The sequence below is a fragment of the Cyanobacterium aponinum PCC 10605 genome (genome assembly GCF_000317675.1).
Lineage (GTDB): Bacteria > Cyanobacteriota > Cyanobacteriia > Cyanobacteriales > Cyanobacteriaceae > PCC-10605.
In genome coordinates, this window is sequence record NC_019776.1 from 3,836,299 (window position 1) to 3,847,973 (window position 11,675).

General features: G+C 35.7%; 12 protein-coding genes and 1 tRNA gene. 8 read left to right on the forward strand and 5 right to left on the reverse strand.

Annotated elements, in window-relative coordinates:
• Positions 1-177 precede the first annotated feature (177 nt).
• Positions 178-1,104: an alpha/beta fold hydrolase gene (locus CYAN10605_RS16055; RefSeq protein WP_015220997.1), complete on the reverse strand. Its 927-nt coding sequence runs from the start codon at positions 1,102-1,104 to the stop codon at positions 178-180.
• Positions 1,105-1,274: 170 nt separating this feature from the next.
• On the opposite strand from CYAN10605_RS16055, the gene CYAN10605_RS16060 reads away from it, so the two are divergent.
• From CYAN10605_RS16060 to CYAN10605_RS16070, 3 genes are all read left to right on the forward strand, one after another.
• Complete coding sequence (locus tag CYAN10605_RS16060) at positions 1,275-1,784, forward strand: ferric uptake regulation protein (RefSeq protein WP_015220998.1); 510 nt, start codon at positions 1,275-1,277, stop codon at positions 1,782-1,784.
• A 276-nt stretch (positions 1,785-2,060) separates the two neighbouring features.
• The gene (locus CYAN10605_RS16065) at positions 2,061-2,744 is read left to right on the forward strand and encodes an ABC transporter ATP-binding protein (protein WP_041922965.1); all 684 of its coding nucleotides are present in this window, start codon (positions 2,061-2,063) and stop codon (positions 2,742-2,744) included.
• A gap of 199 nt (positions 2,745-2,943) precedes the next feature.
• Positions 2,944-3,033: transfer RNA gene (locus CYAN10605_RS16070), tRNA-Ser, on the forward strand.
• A 62-nt stretch (positions 3,034-3,095) separates the two neighbouring features.
• Here CYAN10605_RS16070 and CYAN10605_RS16075 read toward each other — a convergent pair.
• The 3 genes from CYAN10605_RS16075 to btpA form a co-directional block, all read right to left on the reverse strand.
• Entirely contained in the window at positions 3,096-4,202 is a 1,107-nt protein-coding gene (locus CYAN10605_RS16075) for a hybrid sensor histidine kinase/response regulator (RefSeq protein ID WP_015221000.1), read from the reverse strand.
• Positions 4,203-4,606: 404 nt separating this feature from the next.
• Positions 4,607-5,626, reverse strand: coding sequence for a vitamin K epoxide reductase family protein (locus CYAN10605_RS16080; RefSeq protein ID WP_015221001.1), 1,020 nt, complete (start codon positions 5,624-5,626; stop codon positions 4,607-4,609).
• A 206-nt stretch (positions 5,627-5,832) separates the two neighbouring features.
• Positions 5,833-6,675 carry a photosystem I biogenesis protein BtpA gene (gene btpA / locus CYAN10605_RS16085; RefSeq protein ID WP_015221002.1) on the reverse strand — a complete coding sequence of 281 codons (843 nt, stop codon included), beginning with the start codon at positions 6,673-6,675 and terminating at the stop codon, positions 5,833-5,835.
• Positions 6,676-6,912: 237 nt separating this feature from the next.
• On the opposite strand from btpA, the gene CYAN10605_RS16090 reads away from it, so the two are divergent.
• The 5 genes from CYAN10605_RS16090 (at position 6,913) to CYAN10605_RS16110 (ending at position 11,039) form a co-directional block, all read left to right on the forward strand.
• The gene (locus CYAN10605_RS16090; RefSeq protein WP_015221003.1) at positions 6,913-7,152 is read left to right on the forward strand and encodes a type II toxin-antitoxin system HicB family antitoxin; all 240 of its coding nucleotides are present in this window, start codon (positions 6,913-6,915) and stop codon (positions 7,150-7,152) included.
• A gap of 32 nt (positions 7,153-7,184) precedes the next feature.
• Positions 7,185-7,373, forward strand: coding sequence for a type II toxin-antitoxin system HicA family toxin (locus CYAN10605_RS16095; protein ID WP_277422505.1), 189 nt, complete (start codon positions 7,185-7,187; stop codon positions 7,371-7,373).
• A gap of 156 nt (positions 7,374-7,529) precedes the next feature.
• Complete coding sequence (locus CYAN10605_RS16100; protein WP_015221005.1) at positions 7,530-8,207, forward strand: DUF4230 domain-containing protein; 678 nt, start codon at positions 7,530-7,532, stop codon at positions 8,205-8,207.
• 76 nt (positions 8,208-8,283) lie between these two features.
• Positions 8,284-9,498 carry an ABC transporter ATP-binding protein gene (locus tag CYAN10605_RS16105; RefSeq protein WP_015221006.1) on the forward strand — a complete coding sequence of 405 codons (1,215 nt, stop codon included), beginning with the start codon at positions 8,284-8,286 and terminating at the stop codon, positions 9,496-9,498.
• 11 nt (positions 9,499-9,509) lie between these two features.
• Positions 9,510-11,039, forward strand: coding sequence for a hypothetical protein (locus CYAN10605_RS16110; RefSeq protein WP_015221007.1), 1,530 nt, complete (start codon positions 9,510-9,512; stop codon positions 11,037-11,039).
• A gap of 148 nt (positions 11,040-11,187) precedes the next feature.
• Here CYAN10605_RS16110 and CYAN10605_RS16115 read toward each other — a convergent pair whose 3' ends face one another.
• The gene (locus CYAN10605_RS16115; protein ID WP_015221008.1) at positions 11,188-11,523 is read right to left on the reverse strand and encodes a phage holin family protein; all 336 of its coding nucleotides are present in this window, start codon (positions 11,521-11,523) and stop codon (positions 11,188-11,190) included.
• Positions 11,524-11,675: the final 152 nt, after the last annotated feature.

The following is an 11,675-nucleotide window of genomic DNA, read 5'->3' on the forward strand; positions in this document are numbered from 1 at the left end:
TTAAACTCAGATCTTGCTCTAATACATTAACACTAATTAGTGATAGACAAAAAATCAATTTCAATAGCTTTAAAGTCAATTATTATCACTTTTCCCTCTTCCCTTTTCCCTGCCTTAACCAAAGATTTATTACTCAGGTGCAAGATCTCAGTTAAAAGCACTTTTGCCTGTTGCCTGTTATCCGTTGCCTACCTTAACTGACAATTTTATCTTGAACTCAGGTAAAACCGTTTCATTAACCCATGAAGTGATCAAAGAATTAACTTCTTCTGGTACTTCATCATGGGGACAATGACCCGCATTGAGATGAATTTGTGTAAGGTTATCATAATGTTGTATAAATTTTCCGCTTCTTTCGGATACACGCATCCAAGGGTCTTTATCCCCCCAAATATTGAGTAATGGACACTGCATTTTTTCTAAGAGGCGATCGACTTTTTCTCCTTGAGGACTACGAAAAACCGAAGCAAATACCTGTAATGCTCCCTCATCACAAGAAGGGCGATAAATATCTTCTATTAGTTGATCGGTGATGGCAGTGGTATCAAAATAGACTTTCTCTAAAGTTTTGCGGATATTTTTCTTATTGCGCAGTCTTTGAAACAGGAAATAAGTAATTAAAGGCTGTTTTAGTACCCAACTACTAATTTTTTGTGTTAAATTCGGACTCTTTTTGATGGTATCGGAAAAAGGACCAGCACTATTTAAAAGTATTACTCCTGCAATATTTTCAGGGGAATTTGCCGCTACACACAAACAGGCATAACCTCCGAGGGAATTTCCGGCAATCACCGTTGGCTTTTTAATGACTTCTGAGACAAAATCGTTTAATTGTTCCTGCCATAGTAAACCACTATATTCCCAAGCAGGTTTACCAGATCTACCAAAACCCAAAAGGTCGATCGCCCATACCTGAAAATCTTTTTTTAACTGATAAATGTTTTTACGCCAGTGATCCGTTGATGCACCGAAACCATGTACTAATAATAAAGGGGGTTTTTCGTTATTTTCTCCCCCTTGCACATAATATATATCTTGTCCACGCCACCGCCAATAATTACCTGCGATCGCTTCTACGTTATGAATCGGATTAATGGTGGTCATAATTGCTAATATCTTAATCTTTTATTAAGTTATGTAAATAATTATAAATCATAGAACTTCTTTTCATGGTTAAAACCAGAAGTTTATTCTCAATTAGTTCTGAATAGTTGCAAATAAGCCCCAAAGAAAAGTATCATATAACAAAACCATCGTCACGATTCAAGTTAGTTATGTCCCCAGATATTACGGCTTCCATCAAGAAAAAACTTAACTCCAGAGGTTGGCGCATGACACCTCAAAGAGAAAAAATCCTTGAAGTATTTCAGAACTTGCCTCAAGGGAATCATCTCAGTGCCGAAGAATTACATCAAATGCTTACAGAGTCGGGGGAGAACATTAGTCTATCAACTATTTACCGCAGTGTAAAGTTGATGACAAAAATGAGAGTTTTAAGAGAATTAGAACTAGCCGAGGGTCATAAACACTATGAATTAAATCATCCTTATCCCCACCACCATCATCACATTGTTTGTATTCAGTGTAATAAAACTATCGAATTTCAAGATGACTCCATTTTAAAACATAGTCTTAAACAATGTCAGAAGGAGGAGTTTCAGTTAATAGATTGTCAGTTAACAGTTATGACTATTTGTAAGGAAGCCATTGAAATGGGTTGGCCTTCCACTTTACCCACTGATTGGTGTTGCAGTCGTGCGATCGCAGAGGGGCATCATAAGTAATTAAGACAAGGCAATTAGTGAATAGTGAATAGTTGATAATTAAAAGGTGACAGGTTTCAGGTTTCAGGTTTCAGGTGTTAGATGTTAGAAAATTTCCGAATTTTTAATTCTCCCTACTCCCTACTCCCCACTCCCCTACTTTTATAAAACCCCTAACTCCTAACTCATTACTTGTTTCCCCCTAATCCCCCCAATCCCCCAAGCCCCCAAAACTCTGAACTCCGTTCACGACTGAAAGGAGTGTACGAGCGTAGCGAACTCTCCGAACCCCCTAATATGCTTTATTTAAAAAACGTTTCCTATCATCCTGCCGCTATTCCCCATCCCATAATTCAAGATATAAATATTACCCTTCCTCCTCAAAAATTGGGGTTAATCATTGGGGTTAGTGGTTCAGGAAAAACAACCTTACTAGAAATTTTAGCTGGATTGGCGGAAAAAACCAGTGGGCAAATTTTATGGCGTACCCAAGAATTAACTTCTGAGGATTTACAACAGTTGAGTGGTATTGTTTTTCAGTTTCCCGAAAGACATTTCTGTGGTGCGACGGTTCTTGAGGAGTTAAGATTAGGTCATCCTGAATTGAGTGCCACTCGTATCAAAGAAACTCTTACAGAAGTGGGATTAGAGCAAATCAATTATGATACTCCCCCTCATGCCTTAAGTGGAGGACAACAAAGAAGATTATCTTTAGCGGTACAGTTAATTAGACAACCTAACATTTTATTGCTGGATGAACCCACTGCAGGGCTAGATTGGTTGATGAAAAGACAATTAGTAACTCTATTATCTCGTTTAAAAAAGCATTGGACGCTTTTGATTGTAACCCATGATGCTAGTGATTTAATTGATATTGCTGATAACTGTTGGCGCTTGGAAGAAGGAAGGCTCGAATCTGTTAATCAAGATACTCTTAAGCCCTTAAATAAGATGGAGGTAGATTTCGATCGCATTTTGTGATCATATAGCAATTCTCATTAGACATCTCCAGAAACTATCATTTTACAACGACAGAATAAGGGTTGTAATCCGATTTTTAGGAATTGTTGGAGATGTCTATTACTCTTAACTCCTAACTCCGCACCTTGAACTCAGGTTATCTTGAATTTTTCCTTGTCAAAGCTAGAAGTTTTTTGCTATAATCTGTAGGTGCCGTCTAGGAGAGATGGCTGAGCGGTTGAAAGCGGCTTCCTGCTAAGAAGTTATGGGGTCATAAGCTCCATCGAGGGTTCGAATCCCTCTCTCTCCGTTGATTAACTTAATACAAGCGGATAAACCCACATGATGGGTTTTTTGTCTTAGTGAGGTAGTTCACAAAGACACTCTTGGCAGAACTACAGTGAACTTACTGCCTTTGTTTTCTTCGCTTTCCACGAAGATATTGCCTTGACATAACTCAACAGCTTTTTTAACAATAGATAATCCTAAGCCATTACCTTTAATGTTACCAACATTATTGCCTCTCTCGAACAGGTGAAATAATTTGTCTTGATAGTCTTCGGGAATGCCAATTCCGTCATCTTCAATTTCTAAAATAATTTCTTCTTCATTCTTATCTAACTTTAAACGGACTTCTCCTCCTTGGGGGGAATATTTAATAGCGTTAGACAAAAGATTGTGTAAGATGTGATTAAGTATTTTTTGGTCTAAACAAACATCATATTGATTATCATTGGTGCATAGTTTGATTTGGTGTTCATCAGAGAGGTTTTTATATTCTTCTACCAATATTTCCAGATATTCCACAAGGTTAAAGTTTTGCGGGTAAAGGGTTACTTTGCCTTCTTCTGCCCGACTAATTAGCAATAAGTCCTCAAGAGAGTCTTTCATTTTACCCACCGCAGACTTAATAAAGTTAAAATATCTTTCTTTTTTATCGGGGGAGATGCGATCGCCATAATCTCGAATTAACTCAGTATAGCCGAGAATGTTAGTTAAGGGTGTACGCAAATCATGGGATGCCGTGGCAAGAGCCCGACTTTTCAATTCATTAATTTTTTTTTCGGCACACAATTCTTCTTCTGTATGCTTATCTTCCCTATATTTAGCCAATGCCATGCTAATAGTAGTGCTAATGTCGGCAATTTTGTAAGGCTTTACTAAATAACCATAAACGGGAGTTGCTTTTGCTCTTTGTAGAGTATCTGTGTCAGCATAGGCACTTAAATAAATAATCGGAATTTTCCACTGATGATAAATCTGCTGTGCCGCACTAATACCGTCCATTTTCCCCTTTAACATAATATCCATCAAAATTAAATCAGGAGGGGATTTTTCTACCTGAGAAATGGCTTTTTCACCACTATTAACCACCGCACTGATATGGTAGCCTAATTTCTTCAAATCCAGAGCTAGACTCTCGGCGGCAATTAATTCATCTTCGACAATTAAGATTGTGGTGGTGAGGATATTATTCATAGGGAGAAATATACTTGAGAATGTGTTGAATTTCTTGAGTTTATTTTTCAAACACCTTACTTGGAAAATATCAGTTAATGAATATCAATAATAGTTTCTAGTATTGTGTTTAACTACTAAATTAATTTTACTCTATAAAGAGATTTTGAAATTCTTTTAAGTTAGGACTTATCGGAAAGAGGTTTCAGGTTTCAGGTTGCCAGTGTCAGGATATTAGGGGGATGAGGAGATAGGGGCAAGTAGGGGTTCGGAGAGTTCACTTCGCTCGTACACTCCTTTCAGTCGTGAACGGAGTTTCTAATTATCAACTATTCACCCCAACACTATTCACTTTTTTCACCTTTGCCCTTTTTCATCGCTAATTGCTAACTGCTAACGGCTCTTACATCAACCTAAGTTAAAGTTTATCTGAGAGTATATTTAAAGTTTTGTTCTCCCGTATAACCTGTTAATTCTGCTAATTTTTCTAAGGATTGTACCCCTTCATATACTTGACCTTGAATAATCCATGTGGGAAAAGCTCTAATGTTTGCGTCAACGCATTTTTGTGGTTCTCCTTTTAAGCCATCAGGAGCGCATTCTATTTTTTTGAGATGGTTATTAAAGGCTTCTTGCCCAAATAGCTGTTTTTGGTCGTAGCAGTGAGGACACCAATAAGCAGAGTACATAACGGCATCAGATTGGGCTAAGTGTTTAGCAAGGGCAATTTCTGACTCTCCTGATGTGGTGGTGATTTCCCAACCAATGGGCGGTTTTGCTTCAACGGTGGGTCTAGTAATGATAATTTTTCCATTTTGAGATATTTCCGTGGCTGGTTGATTGGTGGCAACGTCAGCATTCACATTGGCATATACTCCCACGGTACTTACTAGGGTGATAAGTGCGATCGCAACTCCTGTAAAAATAATTTGTCCCATGTCTTCCCAATCGTTTCCAATAATTGTCAAAGTTAATAAACTTAAAGAAAATAAAGCAGAACCGATGCAATAGTAACAAACTGTTTGCAATTCAAAGGCTAATACATACATTAGATAGGCACTAAAAGTTGCCATGGCAAAGCTACCCACTAGCATCCCCCACCATGTCCATTTTTCTAAACTAAGTCTAAGCTGTTTACTTTTTTCAGGATTAATGAATAACGGTGAAAGGGCAAAAATTGCCATAACTAGATAGGCTAATGAGCCAAATAGACTCAATGGTGGACCTGTTTTACCTTGGGGATCGAAAGGATAAGCATAGGCACTATCTAAAACACTACTGCAACCTGCCGCAGTATTTGCTACTTCTGTTGTACAAGCAACTTCTCCTCCTGCCAATTTGGTGATGGTGAGATAGAGGGTTAAAATTAAGCCCACAATGGCGATCGCACCAATGATAAGACGAGATTTTTTTTGTATCCAAGTTTGATTTCGACGACGAAGCATAATAAGTAATTATATTTTTTAGTTTAATTATGATCTGAGTTCAAGGTTCGGAGTTATAAAATAGGTTTCAGGTTTCAGGTTTCAGGTTTCAGGTTTAGGGGAGTAATGAGTAATTAGTAATGAGTAATTATCAACTATCAACTATTCACTATTCACTAATTGCCCTTTGCCCCTTGAGCTTTTCTTCACTTACCGAGTATAACAATTTAGTTTTTGACCTTTTCTGTAGTTTCTTTTTTCTGAGGAATAACCATGGGAGTACTAGCGGCTTCGACAAACTGAGATACTCTACTAGGGTCTATAGTTTCGTGAATGTTACCATGACGTTTGAGGGAACTAGCAACGATAACACCATCTGCGAATGTCATTAACTGCCCAATATTCTCCCAATTAGCACCGCTACCGATAAAAACAGGGGTATCTTGAGAAGCGGACTTGGCTAACTCTAAATCTTCTAAACTGGGGGGTAATCCTGTTGACCAACCTGATAAGATAATTCCATCTGCTAATCCTCGGTGAATGGTATCGGTGACGGCACTGGTTAAATTTGGTGTGCCAAGAGGACGAGCGTGTTTTACTAAGACATCAGCAAAAATGGCTATATCTTGCCCTAATTCTCGGCGATAACGTTGGATTTCGTGGGCTTTTCCTTCTATTACCCCCTGATCTGTTGCCATTACCCCTGTATAGACATTGACTCGTATAAATTGAGCTCCCACACAAGATGCGATCGCCATCCCACTCTGAGCATCATTTCTGAGAACATTTAAACCGATGGGTAACATTACTAAACTCATGATGCGATCGACAATCAGTGTCATGGCACTGACTACAGCAGGATCAACTTTATCCTTAGTAAAAGGGGCATCAAAAAAATTTTCAATAATAATACCGTCCACCCCTCCTGCGGCTAAAGCAGTGGCTTCTTGTTCTGCCCTTTCCATCACTGCTTTTAAGTTACCGCCCCAACGGGCAGAAGTGGGCAAGGGTAATAAATGAACAACACCAATAACGGGTTTTTTCGTGCCAAATATTTTTTCTGTTATCATAAAAATTTATTATATAAATATCTTCCTAGAAGGGACAGTTATGCTGTATGCCCTTTTACTAATCAGCAAGATTTTATTTTAATGGTCGTTGGTAAATCTCTCAAATATTGTAAGCTAGTTTGATGAATAAGTTTACTGGTAAAGCTCGGGAAAAGAGAAAAGAAAATTTGTGAAAAGTGAGAATAGCAAAATTAAGAGTCATGATGAACTATGAGTTGTTGAAAAAATTAGAAAATTATGAAAACATTAATTAGATTAAAAATAGAGATGTTTAAAGAAGATAATATAACCTATTTCGTTGCTACTAGTGATGATTTAGAAGGCTTAGTGGCAGAGGGAGAAACCATTGAACAAGTGCTAGAAATTGCTCAAGATGTGGCTAAAATTTTATTAGAATTTGAACAAAACAACAATAATAAAAATATTATCAAAGACATTCCTAATGAATTTGAATATCCTCTATTTATGGAGGTTTAATAGGTAGATTATTTGATTTTTTCTATCAAAAAATTACTCAAAAACTAAATAAATTAGGCTTTGAATTTTATCCTATGGCGAAAGAAGATCATGAAATTTGGTTTAATCCCAAAACTAAAGCTAAAACAACTATTCCCCATCATCGAGAAATTAAAGAAGGTACACTAAGAAATATTTTAAAACAAGCTAAAATCGACGTAGATACTTTTCTGACAATATAGGCTTTTCCTAAAATAAAATTATTATCCTTTTAACTATAATTTTTCTCTAGGATATACTTGACAAGGTTCTAAATTTGAGTATTTTAAAAATTACTCTTCCCTTTTCCTTACCTTCACTACTATCTTTTATTCCTTGACTGAATATAAAATCACAATATGAATAATTTTATTAATGCCCGTTTTCTCAAAGCCACTCCTATTCTCATTAAGGGTAGTTTAACTATTTTTATCGCTGTCGGTACTTTTTCTGCGTGGCAGACTACTCGTAATTTATGGCGTAATTTTACGGGTATGTTTAACTATCAGGTTACATCACCTACCATAAAAGACCCTCATATACTAATTCAACAAATTCAAGGGGTTAGTGAGTTAACAACTACAGTTTTTGTTATGGATGCGATCGCACCTATTTCTTCTCAACGAAAATTAGGGGAATGGGTAATCGGTGAAACCAGTTTACTTTATATTGCCAGAGGAGAAGTAAAAGCAGGATTAGATTTAAGTAAAATTACCTCTGAGGATGTGAGTATCAATCAAGATACTATAACTATTGAATTACCAGCCCCAGAAATTCTTGACAGTAAAATTGATGTTACTAAATCTCAGGTATATGATTATGATCGAGGTTTCCTCAATTTAGGTCCAGATAACGCCCCTCAGTTACAAAGTGAGGCACAAAAACAAACTTTAAATAAAATTAAACAGACTGCCTGTGATGAGAATATATTAGAACAAGCCAACGAAAGAGCGATCGTGGTTATTAGCCAATTAATGGAAACTTCTGGATATAAGAATGTAGTTGTTAAAACTTCTAGCCTTGAAACTTGTCCATAGGAAAACATGAATGACCTTGAAGCTAAATGCTATAATCTGACCTTGAATACATTAGCTAAAACATTGAGTAAAGAGTTTGTCACGGGTTACTATTGAGAATCTATATAAAACTTACAATTCGGCGAAGGAAGTAGATGAGTCGCAAATCATTACTAATGCTGTTTTGAAGGGAATTAATCTCCAAATTCAAGAAGGAGAGTTTATGGTTTTGGTTGGTCCTTCAGGATGTGGCAAAAGTACTTTACTACGTTTGATTGCTGGTTTAGAGGAAATTTCAGGGGGAAAAATTTATATTGGCGATCGCATCGTTAACGAATTGCCCCCCAAAGCTAGAGATATAGCAATGGTCTTTCAAAATTATGCTTTATATCCTCATCTGAGCGTTTATGATAATATCGCCTTTGGTTTACGGCGTATGAAAAATAATGACTATCCCTCTAACTCCCCCATAGAAACACTGCTCTCATCTTTAACGGGTTTTTTACCTCCTTCTTTACGGTATGTCAATAGTACAGAAAAGAAAATTCAAGCACAAGTTAAGACCGTAGCAGAAATGTTACAAATAGATCATCTTTTATTCAGATTACCGAAACAGTTGTCAGGAGGGCAAAAACAAAGGGTAGCCCTAGGAAGAGCGATCGCACGAAATCCACAAGTATTTTTAATGGATGAACCCTTATCTAATCTTGACGCTAAATTGAGAACAGAAACCCGAATGCAAATTGTTAAGCTACAAAAACAATTACAAGTTACTACCATTTATGTAACTCATGATCAGACAGAAGCAATGACAATGGGCGATCGCATTGCCGTGATGAATCAAGGAGAAATCCAACAAATAGCCACACCTTTAGAAATTTATCAGCATCCTGCCAACACATTTGTCGCTCAATTTATTGGTAGTCCAGCCATGAATTTATTAGAAGTTAACTATCAAAAACCAGACTTGTTGATTTATGGTCAAACCAAAATTCCTTTAACATCCCAATGGCAAGAAATATTGAAAGATTATAATTATGAAAAAATTTGGTTAGGAATTAGACCAGAATTATTTTATGTAACGGAAGAATCTTCTGCTAGTATTCCCGTTATTGTTAACTTAGTAGAAGCCTTGGGTCATGAAACCATCTTAACAGTCAATGCGGAAAATAATCCAGAACAAAACCTACAAATCAAACTATTTAATCATGACTTGATTACTTTTGGCGAGAAAATAAACTTAGGGATTCAACTAGAAAACGTCAACTTTTTTGACCATTATACTAGACAAAATATATTATTAAAAAGTTAAAATAAAACTTCATGATTAGTACTAATAACCTCCGAGAACCTATTGATAAAATTTGCTTTTTTCTGATAGCAATATTTAGTTTTATCATTGTGCTTTTAATTAGCAGTACTAAATTTTGTTATGAGGGAAAATGTTTATTTAATAATAATCCTGAAGTTAAAGAATTTAGTTGGCAAGATAAGAAAATAGGTTCAATAGATAAAGCATTTTATCTAGTTTTTGATCGTCCTATGTCCCATGAAAGTGTTGAAGCAAATTTAAGGATAGAGCCATCCCTAGAAGGAAAAATAAGTTGGTCAGGAAAACGTTTAGTTTATACTTTAGAGAGAGTTATTCCCTATGGAAGAAATTATCGTTTATCTTTACAAAAAGCTCAAGAAAAATTTAGAGGAAAAGAAGAATTAGGAGCAGAAATAGAGCCTTTTATTGCAGAATTTCAGAGTAGAGATAGGGCTTTCGCTTATATTGGCAGTCAAGGAGAAGAAAGTGGAAGATTAATTCTGAATAATTCCACTAAACAAAATAAAACAATACTCACTCCTGAAAACCTAACAGTTGTTGATTTTAAATTTACCAAAAATAGTGAAAAAATTATTTTTTCAGCAGTCAATGAAGATAATGATAATGCTGATTTTAAGCAAGTAGATATTTATGAAGTAACCACAGGTTTATCTAATGATTTAACTCCCAAAATCCCCGGAGAATTAAAACTAATATTAAACGGAAAAGAATATCAAAATAATCAATTTGATTTAGCAGGAGAAAATCAAGAAATCATAATTGTTCAGCGAATAAAGCATAATGACCCTTTAGATTTTGCACTGTGGAAAATTGCACCAAATAAAGTACCAGAAAAACTCGATACAGAAGGAGGAGATTTTACCATCACACCTGACGGAAAAGGAATTGCGATCGCGCAAGGAGAAGGTATTGCCATTTTACCCATAGAAAGCGAAAACCAAGAAAAAATAATTAATTTTCTTCCCAAATATGGACAAGTTTTAACCTTCAGCAATGATGGTAGTAGTGCGGCGATGATTAACTTCAATAAAGATAATTCAGAGTTACGTTATACTCGCTCTTTGTTTTACGTCAATAACCAAGGAGTAGAGAAAGAGTTAATTAACATCAAAGGCTCAATTATTGATTGTAAATTTAACGATAATGGGAATCAACTTTTTTGCCTTTTAACAGAATTAATGCAAACAGAAACAGAATTAATTGAAAAACCCTATTTCGTGGCCATTGACATTCAATCAGGAAAAATAATTCCCCTCGTAGCTTTGCCCAAATATCAAGACATAAAAATTAGTGTAGCACCCGATGGATTAGGTATTTTATTTGATCAACTAATCACGGAAAATGATTTGCCAAAAAAAGCCCTCAAAAATTTACCGACAAACGAAGACTTATTAACTAATTCAGCAGAACTAATTGTCGGTAGTCGTCTTTGGTTGCTAACTCTTCCTACCTCTGAATCTCCTCAAGCAAAATTGGAAGAATTACCAATTTCAGGATTTAAACCCCAATGGAGTCCCTAGCCATTCCTTGATTATCACTGCAAGAATACCTATTCCTCATTCCCCATTCCCGATTGAAACTAAAAGCCATAGCTTAATTCATCAACACCGACTAAACTATAACCTTTTGAGTTACAACTCTTATCCTAACTCCTAAAACGATACCCTTCTAAAACTGATTATTTAAGAAACTAGAAATTAAAGAAAGTACAATTGAACCTAATAGAGCATCAACAAAATTATTAATAGTCAAGCCGGGGGTGAAATAAGCCGCTAAATAAAAACAGATAGCATTAATCACGAATAGGAATAAACCTAAAGTTAAAATCGTTACAGGTAAAGTAAAGAGAATTAAAATCGGTTTAACAATCGCATTAACTATACCAAAAACTAAAGCGGCTAGAAGAGCAGCAGTAATATTACTAATCACAATACCGGGGATGATATAAGCTGTTATCATCATGGAAATTGCGGTGATAATTAAAGTTATTAGAAACGGTGGCATATTAGTATTTTTTTTTTTTACAACTTTACTTCTTAATTATATAACAATGATTTTTGATTGAAAGTAAGTATCTCGGTTTTTTGCAAAAATATCAAATTTAGATAGGTTTCAGATTGCAACTTGTAGGTATTGCCTATTTATTTGTAACCAAT

Excerpts from the sequence above, each read along its gene's own strand:
- CYAN10605_RS16055 (WP_015220997.1), bottom strand. The coding sequence starts at position 1,104 with ATGACCACCATTAATCCGATTCATAACGTAGAAGCGATCGCAGGTAAT.
- CYAN10605_RS16060 (WP_015220998.1), top strand. The coding sequence starts at position 1,275 with ATGTCCCCAGATATTACGGCTTCCATCAAGAAAAAACTTAACTCCAGA.
- CYAN10605_RS16065 (WP_041922965.1), top strand. The coding sequence starts at position 2,061 with ATGCTTTATTTAAAAAACGTTTCCTATCATCCTGCCGCTATTCCCCAT.
- CYAN10605_RS16075 (WP_015221000.1), bottom strand. The coding sequence starts at position 4,202 with ATGAATAATATCCTCACCACCACAATCTTAATTGTCGAAGATGAATTA.
- CYAN10605_RS16080 (WP_015221001.1), bottom strand. The coding sequence starts at position 5,626 with ATGCTTCGTCGTCGAAATCAAACTTGGATACAAAAAAAATCTCGTCTT.
- btpA (WP_015221002.1), bottom strand. The coding sequence starts at position 6,675 with ATGATAACAGAAAAAATATTTGGCACGAAAAAACCCGTTATTGGTGTT.
- CYAN10605_RS16090 (WP_015221003.1), top strand. The coding sequence starts at position 6,913 with ATGAAAACATTAATTAGATTAAAAATAGAGATGTTTAAAGAAGATAAT.
- CYAN10605_RS16100 (WP_015221005.1), top strand. The coding sequence starts at position 7,530 with ATGAATAATTTTATTAATGCCCGTTTTCTCAAAGCCACTCCTATTCTC.
- CYAN10605_RS16110 (WP_015221007.1), top strand. The coding sequence starts at position 9,510 with ATGATTAGTACTAATAACCTCCGAGAACCTATTGATAAAATTTGCTTT.
- CYAN10605_RS16115 (WP_015221008.1), bottom strand. The coding sequence starts at position 11,523 with ATGCCACCGTTTCTAATAACTTTAATTATCACCGCAATTTCCATGATG.